This is a genomic window from Blautia sp. TF10-30, assembly GCF_003481245.1.
GTDB classification, from domain to species: Bacteria; Bacillota; Clostridia; order Lachnospirales; family Lachnospiraceae; genus Fusicatenibacter; species Fusicatenibacter saccharivorans.
The window spans coordinates 87406-105403 of the sequence record NZ_QUKM01000003.1 but is presented as its reverse complement, the minus strand read 5'-3'; the positions used below and the strand labels follow the sequence as shown (position 1 = coordinate 105403).

18 protein-coding genes are annotated in these 17998 nt (G+C 47.7%); 7 read left to right on the top strand and 11 right to left on the bottom strand.

Translation table 11 applies throughout. The features are described 5' to 3' along the window. Positions 1-114 precede the first annotated feature (114 nt). From DXD02_RS04455 to DXD02_RS04425, 5 genes are all read right to left on the bottom strand, one after another. Positions 115-984, bottom strand: coding sequence for a sigma-70 family RNA polymerase sigma factor (locus DXD02_RS04455; protein WP_118666453.1), 870 nt, complete (start codon positions 982-984; stop codon positions 115-117). A gap of 288 nt (positions 985-1272) precedes the next feature. Next, positions 1273-1452 carry a hypothetical protein gene (locus tag DXD02_RS15370; protein ID WP_158581236.1) on the bottom strand — a complete coding sequence of 60 codons (180 nt, stop codon included), beginning with the start codon at positions 1450-1452 and terminating at the stop codon, positions 1273-1275. Between the two features lie 1033 nt (positions 1453-2485). Next, the gene (locus tag DXD02_RS04435; RefSeq protein WP_118666449.1) at positions 2486-2731 is read right to left on the bottom strand and encodes a hypothetical protein; all 246 of its coding nucleotides are present in this window, start codon (positions 2729-2731) and stop codon (positions 2486-2488) included. Between the two features lie 77 nt (positions 2732-2808). Continuing rightward, a complete protein-coding gene (locus DXD02_RS04430) occupies positions 2809-3249 on the bottom strand; it encodes a hypothetical protein (RefSeq protein WP_118666448.1) in 441 nt (146 codons plus the stop codon). Between the two features lie 122 nt (positions 3250-3371). Continuing rightward, positions 3372-3701 (bottom strand): hypothetical protein, encoded by a 330-nt coding sequence (locus DXD02_RS04425; RefSeq protein ID WP_118666447.1) that lies wholly within the window; start codon positions 3699-3701, stop codon positions 3372-3374. 352 nt (positions 3702-4053) lie between these two features. On the opposite strand from DXD02_RS04425, the gene DXD02_RS04420 reads away from it, so the two are divergent. Then, positions 4054-4242: a hypothetical protein gene (locus DXD02_RS04420; RefSeq protein ID WP_118666446.1), complete on the top strand. Its 189-nt coding sequence runs from the start codon at positions 4054-4056 to the stop codon at positions 4240-4242. A 121-nt stretch (positions 4243-4363) separates the two neighbouring features. Here DXD02_RS04420 and DXD02_RS04415 read toward each other — a convergent pair whose 3' ends face one another. The 5 genes from DXD02_RS04415 to DXD02_RS04395 all read right to left on the bottom strand — a co-directional run bounded on the left by DXD02_RS04415 (position 4364) and on the right by DXD02_RS04395 (position 6624). Next, entirely contained in the window at positions 4364-4648 is a 285-nt protein-coding gene (locus DXD02_RS04415; protein WP_118666445.1) for a hypothetical protein, read from the bottom strand. A 2-nt stretch (positions 4649-4650) separates the two neighbouring features. Next, positions 4651-5553, bottom strand: coding sequence for a phage replisome organizer N-terminal domain-containing protein (locus DXD02_RS04410; RefSeq protein ID WP_118666444.1), 903 nt, complete (start codon positions 5551-5553; stop codon positions 4651-4653). Continuing rightward, positions 5553-5771 (bottom strand): ICEBs1 excisionase, encoded by a 219-nt coding sequence (locus DXD02_RS04405; protein WP_118666443.1) that lies wholly within the window; start codon positions 5769-5771, stop codon positions 5553-5555. Before DXD02_RS04405 ends, DXD02_RS04410 begins: the two co-directional genes overlap by 1 nt. Before the next feature lie 113 nt (positions 5772-5884). Then, complete coding sequence (locus tag DXD02_RS15720) at positions 5885-6391, bottom strand: hypothetical protein (RefSeq protein ID WP_243106368.1); 507 nt, start codon at positions 6389-6391, stop codon at positions 5885-5887. A 29-nt stretch (positions 6392-6420) separates the two neighbouring features. Continuing rightward, a complete protein-coding gene (locus DXD02_RS04395) occupies positions 6421-6624 on the bottom strand; it encodes a helix-turn-helix domain-containing protein (RefSeq protein WP_118666442.1) in 204 nt (67 codons plus the stop codon). A 142-nt stretch (positions 6625-6766) separates the two neighbouring features. Between DXD02_RS04395 and DXD02_RS15365 the strand changes: the two genes are divergently transcribed. The 6 genes from DXD02_RS15365 to DXD02_RS04365 all read left to right on the top strand — a co-directional run bounded on the left by DXD02_RS15365 (position 6767) and on the right by DXD02_RS04365 (position 13351). Further along, the gene (locus DXD02_RS15365) at positions 6767-7321 is read left to right on the top strand and encodes a helix-turn-helix domain-containing protein (RefSeq protein WP_158580106.1); all 555 of its coding nucleotides are present in this window, start codon (positions 6767-6769) and stop codon (positions 7319-7321) included. A 988-nt stretch (positions 7322-8309) separates the two neighbouring features. Next, the gene (locus DXD02_RS04385; RefSeq protein WP_118666441.1) at positions 8310-9386 is read left to right on the top strand and encodes a site-specific integrase; all 1077 of its coding nucleotides are present in this window, start codon (positions 8310-8312) and stop codon (positions 9384-9386) included. 250 nt (positions 9387-9636) lie between these two features. Beyond that, the gene (gene hisH / locus DXD02_RS04380; RefSeq protein WP_117804391.1) at positions 9637-10254 is read left to right on the top strand and encodes an imidazole glycerol phosphate synthase subunit HisH; all 618 of its coding nucleotides are present in this window, start codon (positions 9637-9639) and stop codon (positions 10252-10254) included. A 3-nt stretch (positions 10255-10257) separates the two neighbouring features. Then, entirely contained in the window at positions 10258-11019 is a 762-nt protein-coding gene (gene hisF, locus DXD02_RS04375) for an imidazole glycerol phosphate synthase subunit HisF (protein ID WP_117804392.1), read from the top strand. Positions 11020-11037: 18 nt separating this feature from the next. Further along, positions 11038-11733: a uracil-DNA glycosylase gene (locus DXD02_RS04370; protein WP_055219339.1), complete on the top strand. Its 696-nt coding sequence runs from the start codon at positions 11038-11040 to the stop codon at positions 11731-11733. Next, positions 11726-13351 (top strand): putative polysaccharide biosynthesis protein, encoded by a 1626-nt coding sequence (locus DXD02_RS04365; RefSeq protein WP_117804393.1) that lies wholly within the window; start codon positions 11726-11728, stop codon positions 13349-13351. The genes DXD02_RS04370 and DXD02_RS04365 overlap by 8 nt, the downstream gene beginning before the upstream one ends. Before the next feature lie 229 nt (positions 13352-13580). Here the strand turns inward: DXD02_RS04365 and DXD02_RS04360 are convergent, their stop codons facing one another. Then, entirely contained in the window at positions 13581-17834 is a 4254-nt protein-coding gene (locus DXD02_RS04360; protein WP_117804394.1) for a 2-hydroxyacyl-CoA dehydratase, read from the bottom strand. Positions 17835-17998: the final 164 nt, after the last annotated feature.

The following is a 17998-nucleotide window of genomic DNA, read 5'->3' as shown; positions in this document are numbered from 1 at the left end:
ATTAGATTGCTGTTTTTCACTCTGTAATTCCTTTATTTTTCATTATCTTTTTCTTTCGTTTTTGTCTTTTGATGCTCTCTGTTCCTATTTTTGCAACTTTCTATTACCAACTCATTACCAGGCATCCAGGGCGACCCGCTCCGTGCTGCTGGTCCATGTATAGTTAAACGTGTTCACGCCAGTTCCCTGCATGGCGCTGTTCCTTATCCGGTCATCATCAGCGAAGAATGGGAGCAGGTAACGCCGTCGGCTGGGTTGCCGAAGCTCCCGCAGCGCTTTGTTCTCTGTCTGGCGCACAGATTCCGGCGTGGTTCCCAACGTCTCCCCGATCTGCCGCAGTGTATAACCGTTTTCGTATCTCATCCGGATAACAGGCCCTTGCTTGCCCGGCAGAGCGTCAACAATAGGCCAGATGACCGCTTTGAGCTGCTCCCCCTGTATTTTATCGAGTACCTCAGAAAAGCCGTTTTCTGGTGCCGGTACAAGCTCCGCAATGGTTGTCTCTTCTTCATCGCCTACCGTTTTATCAAGACTTACTATCTGTGTGCGGTGCTGATCGGCTTTCGTCTGCTCCAATACCGTCATACTGACACCCAGCAGGCGCGCCGCTTCCCAATCCTGCGGATCACGCCCCAGCTTTGCCCGGTACTGCTGACAGATCCGGTTATATTTCCCGATCCGTTCCCGCTGGCCTACCGGAATACGCACCGTATACCCGCAGTCGTCAATATACCGCCGCATTCCCTGCTTGATCCAGAACGCGGCATAATGCAGGAAAGACGCCCCGGCATCTGGCTGCCATGCGTCCACGGCGTTGCATAGGCCTATGAAGCCCTCCTGCATAAGATCTTCAATCTCGGCCTTATTCCGGTACTGCTGTGCGATTTTCCAGATCATGCCCCGGTTCTGCTCCCATAGCTTCTGCATATTCTCGGCGGTGTCCTCGCCCGCCCGGATCAGTTCAACAAGAATTTCATTTGTCATGCTTCGGCAACCTCCATACACTCTGAATATACCAAAAGCCCGCGGGGATCATTCCACGGGCTTCTCACACTTTAAGGGGGATGGCAAACAAAAAGGGCGCGGGAGCAGTTGAAAAAATGCCATGTACTGACATTCTCTACCATTCCCACGCCCTCAAAAAGTGGCTTCCCACAGGACAAGCGGAAGAAAGAAACCTGCAGGGGTACTTTGTTTGCTGGTTTGCATTATACCACCTGCCCCAGTTCCTCGCAATAATGAGTTTTCAACGTTAACATTTGTTAACATTTTTCATAATATGTGCAGGTCTGCATTTGTCAGCGCCCCCCTATACCCCAATTCTACGTATGCCCGCTTATATGCCCCATTCTGGCGTTTTGCCACCTTACACGAAGAAGTTACCGGGTGGAGCAGTCGCAGCACCTCTTCCTGCTCGTCCAATGTCTCATAGGATATTTTAATCTTTACCATGTTTGACTCCTTTTTGCATATTCCTTTCGCAACGTTGCAATAAATCCTAGTATTTCCTAGTATTTTCGCTCGCAATAAGCCTTGTAAACCCTTGTCGTTTCCGCTCACTTCATGTGCAAGCGTGAAGAGTTCCACGGTTGCAAAAACCTTATAAAACCTCAAGTTTTCCCAAATATTTACGGCTCCGTCTCTGAGCATTTCTGTGCATTCGTGGTTTTCTGATTGTTTCCGAACGTTCGCTTTCGCTCGCAACGTTTGCCGTATTCGTTTCGTTTTCAACTGTTCCATTTCAGGAAGAGTTGGAAAATATTATATAACCGGCGCAATGTTGGGTTTTGACAGGTTTCCGGCCGTACGGCTTTGGTATTGGCGTACCGCTCCCATAAGGGCCAGAACGTGGCTTTCTAAGGCTCTGCAGCTCCAATAGGTTGAACTGGTATCATTCTTGGGAATGCTATGGAGCAGGGCCGCTCCGGTCGTCCGGTTCTGGTGTTGGTAGCACCGTTTCCGGAAGGACTGGAAAGCCCAGCAGAACCCGAAAAGCCAATTTTCAATATACGCGCATATCGTGTCCACAAAAACCTCGTGCGCGTTTCCGTGTTCAATAATTGCGCCGGCGCAACGGCTGCCGTCTGGATCCAGTGCACCAACACCTTCCCCAGAAGGGCAACAAGCGTACTATCGGGTACGGTTGTAAAGCAGGAGGGAGGTAGACATTTGTTGACATCCGCCGCTATTTCGTCGCGTTTTATCCAAAATCCGTACCAACAAGTGTACTTTGCGTACGATTGTGCCATGTACCCGCAGGTACGCCCCGCAAAGGATGCCCATAAAATGTCCGCCCCTTTGAATGTGTCACCGAAGCAATGACCCCTTTTTAGGGTGTCACCTTTGTAACATTCCCTTTTTAGGGTGTCTAAAATGTCTAAATACTCTTTTTAGGGTGTCAGAAATGTGAGTATGTGGAGCAGATGTTTCTGATCCGGCAGCGCCGCACCTGACAGAACAATTCGTTCAGTCAGCAAAACCTGAATCATCCTTTCAATGATCCGGTGCGGATCCACGCCGTAAAAGCACGGTTTCGGTGCTCTTCCTCTCGTTCTTCCTGCTCCTCGCGGCATTCTGCGATGCGGTCGCTGATCTTCTTGAGCACAAACGCAAGAACCACGATGGCAACGCTCAGCACCGCGCGGCTCCATCTGTCCTGCTCCACGCTGGCCATATACAGCCACATACCTGCAGCACCGATCACAAGCGCCGCTCTATCTAAAATCTTCATTCTGTCCACCTCTCTACTTTTCTTGTGGGAGCAGGACTGCACCCGCTCCCGATTTCCGTCGCGTTTCGCTACGTTTTTCAGTTCTGCGGCTGTTTATGATATTTTAAATCATCACCCAGAAGAGCCTTTGTGAACACATAAACGCTTCGCATCTTTCTTGCATCCGCATAATCAAGCATTTTTACAACGCTGTTTTTGAGATCCGCTTGTGTTGCTGTTACCTGCGGTGCATCATTGTTGCCGCCTTCTGTCGGTCTTTCAATCTCTCTTGCTTCGTTGAAGAGCTGATTAATCAGTTTATTTGCTTCTTTTGTCGTTTCAAACGTTCTTCGTGCATAATCCTGGGCAATATCTACCGCCACACCTGCAGCATCCCAATTATTGGCTTTCTGGTTATCGTCCATAATCTGACCGAACGTATTGCATAAATTTTCAAGCATGAAGTTGCATTTTTCTGCTGCGTACTGTAATTCACCGATTTTATCATCAAGGTTTCCTGCTGTTTTTAAAAAATTCATCGTTTTTCACTTTGCCTTTCCGCCGAAAACCTGCTATACTAAAAACTGTTCTGAGGTTGGTAGTATAGCAGCTATCCGACTGTCCCTTACTGGTGTTGGTAGCATCGGTAAGGGGTTTTTTATTATTCTGTTACTGTATGTACCTGCGACGCTCCAAAGAAGCTCGCCTTATATGTGGCTCCGTCGCCCTTACTTCCCCAGATCAGGGAGCAGTGGAACAGCGCTTTTGCACCGTGCAGCACCTCGAAGCCTTTCTGTTTCCAGCCCGCCCAGGTGTTTACCTCTTCGGCAATGCCTGCGGCCGCTTTGCTCTGCTCAATCCGTTTCTCGTTGATCTCCTCAGCTTTTGCTGAAAGCCATGCTCTATGCAGTGCTTCTGCAAAGCTGATCCCTTTTGTCTTCCGGAAGGTCTTCCAGGCCTTCAACATGATCTTTCTAAGGTTGTACTTCATACTCTGTATCGTCCTTTCTTTGCTCTTTCAAAGGTTTCCCAGCCCCGGCAGGCTTTAAGGCTATCGTAGGCTTTTGGCCGTCTCATTCTCTTCTTATCCTTTCCCGGTGTTGTGTTGGTGTCTCCGGTACGCTTGCGCCCCATCGTTTTCACCCTTCGCTGTTTTGTTTTCCTTTGATGATTATATTTTACTACGTACATAGTTGAAAGTCTATTGACGTTTTATATAAAATGTACGTAGTTTTTTTGTTGATTCTAACTATGTACATAGTATTGAAATTATGCTATACTTTATCTGTAAAGTGGAGAAGGAACATTTAGTTTTTCCCACCCCATAGAAAGAAGGTGACATTATGCCAACCAAAGAAGATAAAGCAAAGTACGATATTCAGTATGCAAAATCAAAATTAAAGCGCATCCCGCTCGATGTCCAAAAAGAAGAGTATGAGCAGATCAAAGCGGCGGCGGATGCGGCGGAAGAGTCCGTAAACGGCTATATCAAGCAAGCCATCCGGCAGCGAATGCAGCGCGATGCCGAGTAGCAGCCCTGCTCCCAACGTTCCGCTTGCCCTGTCCGCCGGTTCCGTGCTATAATGTTTTACGTTCCATAATTCCCAGTAGTGGGGCTCCTGTGTGTTTTCTCGTCCAGCACACAGGAGTTTTTTATTTTTGACATTTTTTAAGATAAGGATCCGTCTTTAATTTCTGATTTTCCGGAAAAGTCACTTTCCACAGCGGGTCATTTTCCATAAAGCAAATTTGCGCCGGTGTAAACGCAGACTTTGGAACAAATTCCGGTATGTGTTTTACAACTTCTACACCATCATTTTTCCAATCGCTTTCAAGCATTTCATCAACATATTTCGAAGATACATATTGATCTAATACCAGGTCGATGCTTTCTATCATTTTTTTTCGCAATAAAACTTTTTTATCTGGTAAATACAATTTTATTCCTCCCTTGTTTCATAGCCCATTTCTTCAAGCCACTTTGTATATTCTTCTTCCGTTGGTTCATATTCTTCTTGTGGTTCCTGTTGTATTTCTGTTTCGCTCGTTTCTGGTGTTTCCTTATCTGCTGCATTTTCATTGGTTTCAGGTTTCGAAACTTCTTTTTGATATCGTTTGTGATTTTTAGCAAATCCTCTCATTGCCTTTAACAAGTTTTCTACTGGTTCGTCTTTGATCTTCCAGTTGTCTTTTTCCATCCGACTGTAAAACGCTGCAATTCCATTTGCTGATAAGTTTACCTTACCCTCATCTGCACATTGTCTGCAATCCATAAGAGTAAAGGGAGATGCACCGCCGGCGCCAGCAGGAGGCGGTGGCGTCTCCCCTTCTTTAAGAGTAAGAGAATTATAAAGAGTATTATCTAACTCTTTATCTTCTCTTACTTTACTCTTATCTTTTATCTTATCTGTGTTACAGGTTGTTACCGAAGCGTTACCTTGCGTTACATCGCCGTTACATTGTAACGCTTTTCTATTTCTGTACTGCCTGACACGCTCAGCGCTATCACATTCTTTTCCTACGTTTTCAATCGCTTCAGGTATGTAATAGCTCTCTTGATCTTTGTCGTTTGAACGAACAATCATATTGTTGGAAACAAGAAATTCTATCGTTATTTTGACAAGTTCTGTAGATTCATCAAATTCTTCGGCAAGCTCTTCTTCTATGGAATCATAGATACCTTGATAATGAATGTATCCTTGATTATCAAGGCTAAGTAAAAGCATTCGTAAATATATAATTTGCATATCTTTTCCGTTTTTCTGTCGTTTCATTTTCTTTTGTACAAGCTGATTAAAATATGTATTTTTCAGCTTAAACCAATATAAGTTTTTGCTTGCCATTATTGTGCTGTTACCTCCTGCTTCTGACCTGCTCCCGGCTCCGCTTCAAAGCCGAAGTATTTCTTTTCAAAGAACTTGATTGGAACTTTGCCGGACACCGTAAGATAGCCCGCGTCCTGCAGCTCTTTGTTCATGCCCCGGATCAGCTCGTAGGCCTTACCGAGGGAAACGCCCATCGTCTCTGCGACCTCTGCGGCCGTCATAAACTGCTTTTTCATTCCTGTTCACCTTCTTTCTGTTCCTGCTCCATAAAACGCCATAATTTCACTTGAAAACGGGCGTTTTATTCTTTAGGCGGTAAATTGTGCCTTGCAACGGTTTAAATCGAATTTCAACTATTTTCGTGCCGATAATATTCGACATTTTCGCAGAATCTTCTGCGCCGTTCGTCTCTCTGCTCGTCCGTCAAGTTCAGCCCGGGATTTATTTTTATCCAGGCCGTTGGGATATGAGCACAAATTGTTTCCCCTTCATGTGGAAGTTTATTGATTGCCAAAATTTTGCATTCTTCCGGGTGGGTTTCTGCAAGCTTCTTTATTCTGGAGATATACCGGCCCTGTGAAAATGTGACCATGCAAGTGTCTTGGTCTTTCAAAAATTCGATAGCGTTTTCAATGTTTCCGGAAATATCTGGAAGGAGCAGCTCACCAACCGGGACGGCTGCCACGCTGGCGAGTCGTTCCATTGCATCCTCAGACGCAAAACCGTTTGTCATGATCCGCTGAAAAGGCTTTTCGTCCAGTCCTGTTTTTCTGCAGATGTCTTCCGGTGTCAATTCCTGCGCTGCCATAAGTTCCTTGTACTTTTTACTGTTGAATCTCATGTTTTTCTCCTTCATCCTCAAGCCACCGCCCCCGGCGCTTCGGTTTAGTTTTCAGTTTCGAGAATTTCGGTTACATCAACCCCAAGCGCTCTTGCGATGCGGCCAATAGTTGCCGGTTTGGCACTCTTTCCGCTGATCACATTGTTAAGCGTTGGGCGTGGCATCTCTGCCGCTTTCTGCAGCTCCGCCGTGCTCATGCAGGCTTTTGCCATTGCAAGCTCCAATTTGTTTCGGTTTGCTTTCATCATCTCACCACCTTTTTTGACACATTCGAATGAATGCTTTACTATACTTTATCGCATTCAATCGAATGTGTCAAGAGTTTTTATAGATTCGATTGAATGTTTTATGATTTTATGTTATATTGTAATCGAAAGGAGTCGTAGAATAATGCATGAAGGAATATATATAAAATTGGAGCGTCAAAAAGCAGGTTTAACCCAAAAAGAACTTGCTGAAAAAGCAGGACTTGCAACTATCACAATTCAACAGTATGAAAGAAATTTACGAGCACCACGATTAGAAAATTTAAAGAAAATTGCACATGCTTTAAATATCCCTACAGAAGCACTATTCGGTGATATTTCCATTGCTTTTATGACAGATCTTGATGAAGAAAAATTGAATTTTCTTTTAGAAAATAAGTCAGAGCAATTAATGCAAGATTGGAACACATTATATAAACAACTAAATGACGCTGGGAAAGCTAAAGCTATAGAACACTTAGAATTATTGACAAAGATTCCTGAGTATAGACTGGACAATGGTTTTTCAAAAAATGCTGTCTCTCCTCCTAACACAATTAACGCAAAAGCACCCGACTGCTCCCACCGATACGAAGAGGAGCTTCTGGCGGCACACGCCCGCACCGATGTGGAACAAACGCCGGAAGATATTCAACACGATCTTGATATCATGAACGATGATTCAAAGTGGAACAAATAAGGGAGTAGAAAACCGCGACACCCTTTCAAAGCAAAGAACCGGCGTGGAGCAGGACGCACCCCGGCACGACGACCACCGTACCAACGAGTACGCAGGTTAACCACTCCCCCAAAACAGGGGATCGCCTAAGCTCGATAACGTTTCGTTACTGAGCATATAGAAGCCGTACAAAATTGTACGCCTTACGTCGCCCCATGGAGTCACGAAGCGTTACCCCATCTGCTCCATACAGTACGGGAGCAGCTCAACGACAATATATCGTCGAGTCGTCCCGTAGGAAGAGTGAACCACTTTCGCTCTTTTTTGAGCATAAGTCTTGCAACCTGCTCATTTTTGAGTAAGTTGAAAAGCAATATTGGTTGCTCATTTTTGAGCAGGCAATACCGGAATCAGACGCTTTCCAAAAATGGGAAGCAAGATTGGTTGCTCATTTTTGAGTAGGCAATAGCAGGCGCTTTCCCAAAATGGGAACGTGTTTTACTCATTTTTGAGTATATCCCACTTTTAAGGTTCTTCCCCAAAATGGGACAAACCGCCCGTGCGTCTCGACATCAATGTCGAATGGTTTCTTCCAGAAATGGAAAAAAGGGAAGATGAACGACTTTCAGACAAAATTGTCCAAAAGCTCTTAGCCAGAAATGACTGACAGCCCCGCAGGACTGCAGAAAACAGCAGGGTGTAAAGTTCTTTGCACCCAACTGCTCCAGAAAACCCCAGTTTTACACCGTCGAAATTTTGACACCTGTAGACGGTGAACGACTCGTTCAGCGTTTTGACAGCTCAAAAGCATCTAACGTATGTTCGATAAGCAGGAAACCGGAAAGGATGTCCGAAACGGTCACCCCCTATTTTATCTAACATATGTTCGTTTGAACCCCCAAAAAAGAACGGTTCACCGTCCGATCGGGAGCAGAACCGCCCATTTAATGCACAATCACCCTTTCGTTTTTAAGCCACCGCCCCCGGCAAGAATGGAAGGAATGATTCTATGCCGTCATATTACGACAATAAAACAAAAAACTGGTATTGCATTTTCTACTATACCGACTGGACCGGAACCAGAAAGCAGAAGAAAAAGCGCGGATTCGAGCGCAAGAAGGATGCACAGGAATGGGAACGGGACTTTCTGCAGCGGCAGGCAGCACAACCAGACATGCCGTTTTCTACGCTCTCTGAGCTGTATCTGAAGGACAAGGAGCAGAATACAAAGTTTGCAACCTATCGAGTGCATAAGATGCGGGTTGATACCTGGCTGCTCCCTGTATTCGGAAATCGCCCCATCAATGCCATCATGCCGGTTGATGTGAGGAATTGGCAAGGGTACCTTAAAACAGCCATCAGCGCCCAGAATAAGCCGCTCTCAGATGGATATAGGCATGATCTCTTTGTCGAGTTATCCGGCGTGTTTAATTTTGCTATGCGCTTTTATGGGTTGTCAGTGAATCCTTGTAAGGTTGTGGGCAATACGCCCGTAAAGCACAAGAAGAAGCTGAACTTCTGGACGAAAGAAGAATTTGACCGTTTTCTTTCAACCTTTGACGCGGCTGATCCGTTCCGGATGGCGTATCTCACCCTGTACTATACCGGAATGAGAATCGGGGAGCTGCAAGCGCTCACTGCTTCAGACGTCGACACCGAAGCGGGCACTATTACCATTTCGAAAACGTATCATAGAAAATATGGCGTTGAGATGATAACGACGCCAAAGACCCCAAAAGCAAACCGAACAATAACGATACCGAAATTCCTTTGTGCGGCTCTTCAAGAATACATCAACAAAATATACCAGCCGGACGCAGACGCAAGAATTTTCCCTTACTCACATTCCGGCTATACAGATGCCTTTCGGTCCCACACAAAGAAAGCAGGTGTAAAGCCTATTCGCTTGCACGGCCTGCGCCATTCCCATGCGTCCCTGTTGATCGAGCTTGGTTTCTCCGTCCTGCTGATCTCGGAGCGTCTGGGGCATGAGAACGTTTCTACCACGCTCAACATTTACGCGCACCTGTTCCCGTCAAAGCAAAGCGAGGTTGCGGAAAAACTTGACCTTTTGCAGACGAAATAACGCCATTTATTACCAAAATCTTACCACGGAGCAGAGAAAAACCCCGGAAACGCCTATAAATAAAGCTTTTCCGGGGTTCTCTATAGAAATCTTAAGAATTTCTGTATTTTTGTATAATTTTATAACCTTCAAAATTTGAATTTTAGAAAACGGTATGTTAGAATGAAGTGTACTGTTTGCAAAAGAACAGCAGAGATGCCCCCAATGACAGGGGGCGTGGACTGAAATAACAAACGAGGAGGACCCACCTATGATTGCACTGATTGATTATGATGCCGGAAATATAAAAAGCGTGGAAAAAGCCTTTCAAAGCCTTGGAAAAGAGGTTGTACTGACCAGGGATCCAGACGTGTTAAAACGCGCAGATCACGTCGTTCTGCCGGGTGTCGGCAGCTTTGGAGATGCGATGGAAAATCTGAACCGCTATCATCTGGTGCCGGTTATTCATGAAATCGTAGAAAAAGGGACTCCGTTTCTTGGAATCTGTCTCGGGCTTCAGGTTCTGTTTGAACGCAGCGAAGAGAGTCCGGGTGTCGCAGGACTTGGATTGTTAAAAGGAGAGATTCTCCGGATTCCGGATAAAGAGGGCTTAAAAATTCCACACATGGGATGGAACTCCCTCCATTTACAGAAGGAAGGAAGATTATTCAAGGGCATCCCACAGGAATCATATGTTTACTTTGTCCATTCCTACTATCTGAAAGCAGAAGAGGAGGAAATTGTAAAAGCAACGACAGAGTACAGTACACACATCCATGCATCCGTGGAAAAAGGAAATCTGTTCGCCTGCCAGTTCCACCCGGAAAAGAGTTCAGATCTTGGACTTGCCATTCTGAAAAACTTTGCGGAAATTGGAGAGGAGGACTAAGCGATGTTTACAAAACGAATTATCCCATGCCTGGATGTAAAAAACGGAAGAGTCGTAAAAGGCGTTAATTTCGTCGATTTAAAAGATGCCGGAGACCCGGTGGAGATTGCAAAAGCGTACGACAAGGCAGGAGCCGATGAAGTTGTGTTCCTTGATATCACAGCCTCCTCCGACCAGAGAGGAACCGTTGTCGATATGGTGCGGAAGGTAGCGGCAAACGTTTTTATTCCGTTCACTGTCGGCGGAGGAATCCGCACTGTGGACGATTTCAAGATGCTGCTCCGAGAGGGGGCCGATAAAATTTCGATTAATTCCTCCGCGATCAACAATCCGCAGCTCATTGGCGATGCGGCGCAGAAATTTGGCAGCCAGTGCGTGGTCGTTGCGATCGATGCGAAGAAGAGAGCTGACGGAAGCGGCTGGAATATCTACAAAAACGGCGGCCGGATCGATGTCGGCATCGACGCCGTCGAGTGGGCGAAAAAAGCCGAGAGCCTCGGAGCCGGAGAAATTCTGCTCACCAGCATGGACTGCGACGGAACAAAGGCGGGATACGATATCGAGCTGACAAGAACGATCGCAGAGAGCGTCGGCATCCCGGTCATCGCATCCGGCGGCGCAGGAACGCTGGAGCATTTTTATGATGCCTTAACCGAAGGAAAAGCCGATGCAGCCCTCGCCGCATCCCTGTTCCACTACAAAGAACTGGAAATTCGTGAAGTCAAAGAATATCTGGCAGGCCGTAATGTGCCGGTCCGCCTGTAAAAGGAAGGAGAAAACGATATGCCGCCTCTTAGCGGAAGCTGGGCAAATGCCCTGAAGGGAGAATTCTCCAAAGACTACTATAAAAAACTGTTTCAGACGGTGGGTGCGGAGTATAAAACTCACACCATTTATCCACCGGCTGATGATATTTTCAATGCGTTCCACTTTACCCCGCTCGAGCAGGTAAAAGTGGTCATCCTGGGCCAGGATCCGTACCATGAGCCGGGACAGGCGCACGGGCTCTGCTTTTCTGTAAAACCGGAGGTAAGTATTCCGCCGTCCCTGGTCAACATTTACAAGGAACTTGAGGACGATCTGGGATGCTATATCCCGAACAACGGATATCTCGAAAAATGGGCACGGCAGGGTGTTTTAATGCTGAACACGGTGCTGACTGTACGTGCGCATCAGGCAAATTCCCACAAGGAAATCGGCTGGGAACAGTTTACCGATGCAGCGATCAAGGTACTCGCAGAGCAGGATCGACCGATGGTCTTTATCCTCTGGGGCCGTCCGGCGCAGCGGAAAAAAGAGATGATCCACAATCCAAAGCATCTGGTGCTGATGTCCGCTCATCCGAGTCCGCTCTCTGCATACCGTGGATTTTTCGGCAGCCATCCGTTTTCCAGAACAAACGAATATCTGGAAGAAAACGGTCTTGCGCCGATTGACTGGCAGATCGAAAATGTAATACGGGAGCAAAAGCATGAGTAAAAAGAAAAATACATTATTGAGAAATACTTCTATTTTAATGGCGGCAACGATTATCTCACGTGTGATCGGTCTTTTATACCGGTCACCGCTCGGCGAAACGATTGGAAATGAGGGACTTGGCTATTACAGTACGGCGAGTAATCTGTATACGATTCTGCTTCTGATCTCCTCCTATAGTATTCCGATGGCAGTGTCAAAAATCGTATCCGAACGTCTGGCATTAAAAGAGTACCGAAATGCACATCGCGTGTTCCACGGTGCCCTTCTTTACGCCGTGATCGTAGGTGGAGTTGCTGCACTGGTGGCATTCTTTGGCGGGAAATTCCTTCTGCCGTATAACCAGCAGAATGCACTCCTCGCCCTGCGTGTATTGGCGCCGACGATCTTTTTCTCGGCTGTTCTCGGCGTTCTGCGTGGCTATTTCCAGGCCCACAGCACGATGATGCCGACCTCAATTTCACAGATCATCGAGCAGGTATTCAACGCCGCATTCAGTATTGGCGCCGCCTGGTTCTTCATCCAGCAGTTCGCGACAAACGATACCGAACATGCCAAATTCGGTGCCGCCGGCGGAACCCTCGGAACAGGAGCCGGTGTCCTGGCAGGCCTTTGCTTTATGCTGATCGTTTACGGGGTAAATCGGAAAACGATTCTGCGAAAGGTGGCCAGAGATACACGTCACCGTGAAGAATCCTACCGTGAAATTTTTCAGGTACTTTTTCTGATGGTAACGCCGGTCATTTTCACGACATTCATTTACAACTGCAACGCTTACCTGGACAACTATCTGTTCTTTACCATCCTCGGATGGCACGGCGAAAACCAGAAAGCGCTGAACGCTGCATACGGCGAGTTTTCCAACTATTACGTTACGCTGATTAATGTTCCGCTTGCCATGGCGAGTGCATCCGCATCTGCGATGATGCCGGAGGTGTCTTCCTGTTATGCAACCGGTGACCTTGACGAGGCAAACGACAAAATTCTGGAAACGATCCGCCTGACCATGTTTATTTCCATTCCGGCTGCCGTCGGCCTTGGAGTCCTGGCATTCCCGATTACAGGCGTTTTGTTCCCGTCAAGTTCGAGCCTTTCCGGCAAACTGCTGATGATGGGTGCCGTATCGGTTGTCTTTTCTGCACTGTCTACCATTACCAACAGTGTCCTGCAGTCGATCGGGCAGCAGAAGAAAGCCTTGCACAATGCAGCAATTTCCCTTGGAATGGATCTCGTCGTCCTGGCGCTGATCCTTGCAGTTTTCCCAAAGACAAACATTTATGCCGTTGTCTTTGCAGGAATCCTGTTCTCCCTTAGCATGTGCGTATTGAATAACCTTTCGATCCGCAAACACCTGAATTTCCGCAATGAGTTCAAAAATACCTATGTAAAACCATTGATCGCAGCAGCTATTATGGGTGTTGTAACCTGGATTGTTTATTATGGTCTGTTCGCCATTACGAAGCGTCCATCGATCAGTATGCTGGCCGCAATTCTGATCGCAATCGTCGTATATCTGATTGCTTTTGTGGTTGTAACCGGTACGACGGAAGCAGAAATGCGCCGTATGCCGATGGGAACGAAGCTGGTAAAGGTTCTCCGCATCCTGCGGATTTACCGCTGAAAACAGAAGAGAAAATCCTGCTTTGCGGGATTCTCCGCCTGCGGCGGGCCGCTTTAGCGATAGAATTCCCCGCCGCCGCAGTGCGATCCTGCCCGGAGGGCTTATAACGGGGAATGTCAACGAAATTTCCTGTTATGTAAAAAAAGCTCCTGTCCGGAAAACAGAAAAAACTGTTTTCCGGACAGGAGCTTTTTTAAATATCGGAATAGAAAAATCAGTATGTAACTTCTTATGCGTCTTTCTCTCCGCCAGATTCCTGTTTCAGATTCTTATTTGCGGTAGAAAGCATCAGCTTAATACGGTTCAGCTGGTTCACCTCCGAAGCGCCTGGATCGTAGTCAACGGCCACGATATTTGCCTTCGGATACTCCTTGCGGATCGCCTTAATAACACCTTTACCGACAATATGATTCGGCAGGCACGCAAACGGCTGGATGCAGACGATATTGTAAACGTCGCTGTGAATCAGCTCCATCATCTCGCCTGTCAGGAACCATCCCTCACCTGTCTGGTTACCGCAGGAAACAATCGGAGAAGCATACTTCGCCAGATCCCGTACATCAGCCGGCGGATCAAAGTGTTCGCTCTTCTTGAACTCTGCAACTGCCGCGCTCCGCAGCCAGTTGATCAGCTTAATGCCCGTATTTCCGAGCATCGAAGAGCTCTTCTTGAATCCAAGGTGCTCTACCTTGAAATTCGTATTGTAGAAGCAATAGCAGAAGAAATCGATCAGATCCGGCACAACCGGCTCGGCGCCTTCGCTTTCGAGAAGCTCCGCCAGATGGTTATTGGCCGCCGGAAGGAACTTAACCAGAATCTCGCCGACAATACCGACACGCGGTTTTTTCTCGTTCGTAATCGGAATATGGTCAAAGTCGCGGATCATCGTGCGGCAGATCTGTTTAAACCGGGTATGGCTCAGGTGTTTGGAAGAAATGAAATCAATACAGATTTTCTCCCATTTTTTGTGAATCCGGTCTGTCGTTCCCTTCTTCTGCTCATAAGGACGCATCCGGTAGATACATTTCATCATGATATCACCGAACTCCGCTGCATAGCAGAGACGAATCGCAAGATCCGGTGTAATCTTAAAGCCCGGATTTTCTTCCAGACCGCTTAAGTTAATCGAGATGACCGGAATCTGCGTCATATCGGCCTTCTCCAGTGCACGGCGAATAAATCCGATATAGTTTGATGCACGGCAGCCGCCGCCGGTCTGGCTCATGATGACGGCTACTTTATTCAGGTCATACTTGCCGGAGAGCAGAGCCTGCATAATCTGTCCGACTACCATCAGAGACGGATAGCAGGCATCGTTATTTACGTATTTCAGGCCGACATCAACCGCCTCTTTGTTGTCATTTGGAAGCACTTCCAGATGGTATCCGGCAGCATTGAATGCAGGCTGCAGAATCGAGAAGTGGATCGGTGACATCTGCGGGCAGAGGATCGTGTAATCTTTGCGCATCTCTTTTGTGAAGACCGGCTTCTGGATCGAGGATGGAACAATTTCACGTACCGCCTGTTTGCGGTCATGTGCACGCAGAGCGGCGAGCAGAGAACGGACACGGATTCTGGCAGCGCCGAGGTTGTTGACCTCATCGATCTTCAGGCAGGTATAAATTTTACCGCTTCTGGTCAGAATTTCGTAAACCTGATCGGTTGTAACGGCATCCAGACCGCAGCCGAACGAGTTCAGCTGGATCAGGTCAAGATCATCGCGTGTCTTTACGTAGTTTGCAGCCGCATACAGACGGGTGTGATACATCCACTGGTCATTGACACGAAGCGGGCGCTCGAGCGGTGCAAGATGGGAAACAGAGTCCTCTGTTAAAACGCACAGACCGTAGGAGTTAATCATATCCGGAATACCATGATGAATTTCCGGATCGATGTGGTACGGTCTTCCGGCAAGCACGATACCTCTGCGGCCGGTTTCTTTCATATACTGCAGCGTCTCTTCCCCTTTTTTCTGCATATCACGTCTTGCAGCGGCGAGCTCCTCCCATCCGGCATGGACAGCGGCGCGGACCTCATCCTCCGGCAGGCCGGAAAATTCTTTTGCCAGGCCGTCGGCGAGAACCTTTTCACTCGTAAATGCGAGGAACGGATTGCGGAATGTGATGGAGTCGTCCTGGAGCTCATCCACGTTGTTTTTGATGTTCTCCGCGTAGGAAGTAACGATCGGGCAGTTATAGTGGTTGATGGCCTCCGGGAACTCGGTACGCTCGTACGGGATACACGGATAGAAGATGAATTTTACGCCGTGGCGTAAGAGCCAGGTCACATGGCCGTGAGCCAGTTTCGCCGGGTAACACTCGGATTCACTCGGGATCGATTCGATGCCGAGCTCATAAATCTTGCGGCTTGAAGTCGGGGAGAGTACCACGCGGTATTTCAGCTGCGTGAAGAAGGTGTACCAGAACGGATAGTTCTCGAACATATTGAGGACTCTCGGAATGCCGACCTCTCCGCGGATTGCTTCATCCTGCGGCAGCGGCTGGTAGCCGAAGATTCGTTTGTATTTGTATTCGAACAGGTTCGGAATATGATCCTTGTTTTTCTCTTTTCCGATACCGCGCTCGCAGCGGTTTCCGCTGATGTACTGACGGCCGCCGGAGAATTTGTTGATGGTCAGACGGCAGCTGTTCGTACAGCCCTTGCAGTTTGCCATCGTAGTCGAGTATTTCAGTTCATTGATCTTTTCGATGGAGAGCATCGTAGTCTCCTGATCTGCCGAATAGCGCTCTCTTGCGATCAGCGCCGCACCGAACGCACCCATAATGCCGGCGATGTCCGGGCGGATGGCTTCGCAGTTGGCGATCCGCTCAAAGCTTCGAAGAACGGCATCGTTGTAGAACGTACCGCCCTGTACAACGATGTGGCGTCCCAGCTCGGTGGCATCGGAAACTTTAATTACCTTATATAATGCGTTTTTGATGACGGAGCAGGCAAGTCCGGCGGAAATATCAGCAACGGATGCGCCTTCTTTCTGTGCCTGTTTTACCTTGGAATTCATAAATACGGTACAGCGGGTACCAAGATCGATCGGGTGTTTTGCGAACAGTGCTTCGTGTGCAAAATCCTGTACACTGTAGTTCAGGGACTGCGCGAAGGTTTCGATAAAGGAACCGCAGCCGGAGGAACATGCTTCATTGAGCTGTACGCTGTCTACAGTGCCGTTTTTGATCTTGATACATTTCATATCCTGACCGCCGATGTCGAGAATACAGTCGACTTCCGGATCGAAGAATGCTGCGGCATAGTAATGAGAAATCGTTTCAACCTCACCCTCGTCCAGCATCAGCGCAGCTTTGATGAGTGCTTCGCCGTAACCGGTGGAACAGGACCAGGCGATCTGTGCGGAATCCGGCAGTTTGGAGTAGATTTCCTGGATCGCGCGGATCGAGGTGCCGAGCGGATTTCCGTGGTTGTTGCTGTAGAAGGAATACAGAAGAGCGCCATCCTCACCAACGAGTGCAGCTTTTGTGGTTGTGGAACCGGCATCAATTCCGAGATAGCAGTTTCCTTCGTAAGTGGAAAGATCAGCCGTTACAACATTGTTGACGCTCTGGCGGGCCAGGAATGCATCGTACTCCTCCTGGTCTTTAAACAGCGGTTCGAGACGGGCAACCTCAAAATCGATGGCTACTTTTTCTTCGAGCCGTTTTTTCAGCGCGAGAAGAGAAACCTCGGTCTTTCCCTCTGCATTCATTGCAGAACCGATGGCTGCAAACAGATGAGAGTTGTTCGGCACGATCGCGTGCTCGTCATCCAGCTTTAAGGTACGGACGAACGCTGTCTTTAATTCCGAGAGGAAGTGCAGCGGGCCGCCAAGGAAGGCAACGTGGCCGCGGATTGGTTTACCGCAGGCAAGACCGGAAATGGTCTGGTTGACGACTGCCTGGAAAATAGAAGCGGCAAGATCCTCTTTTGTTGCACCGTCGTTGATGAGCGGCTGGATATCCGTTTTTGCGAATACACCGCAGCGGGCAGCGATCGGGTAGATGGCCTGGTAATGTTTCGCATACTCATTCAGGCCGGTTGCATCGGTCTGCAGAAGAGAAGCCATCTGGTCGATGAACGAACCGGTACCGCCGGCGCAGATACCGTTCATACGCTGTTCGACATTGCCGCCTTCAAAATAGATGATTTTGGCATCCTCGCCGCCGAGCTCGATGGCAACGTCGGTCTGCGGAGCCAGCGCTTTTAACGATGTGGAAACTGCGATAACCTCCTGCGTGAATGGAATGCCAAGATGGTTGGCAAGCGCGAGTCCGCCGGAACCGGTGATGACCGGCTGCAGGGTCAGTTCGCCCAGTTTTTCGTGGGCTTCCCCGAGCAGATGGGCAAGTGTTTCCTGGATGTTTGCAAAATGGCGCTCGTAATCGGCAAAGAGAAGCTGGTTCTCTTCGTCGAGGATCGCAATTTTAACAGTAGTGGAACCGATGTCGATTCCAAGAGTATATTTTTTATCAGTCATGAATCAAACTCCTTTTATAATAAGAAACAATCTCAACACATTATACGACAAAAAATAAGGAAATACAATTGGAAAAAAGGCGATGTCTTATGAAAAAAGTATAAAGTCCTTGTGAAAAATGGAGAAAGCGGGAAAGAAAAAAGAGAGAAAAAAGAAAATTCAGG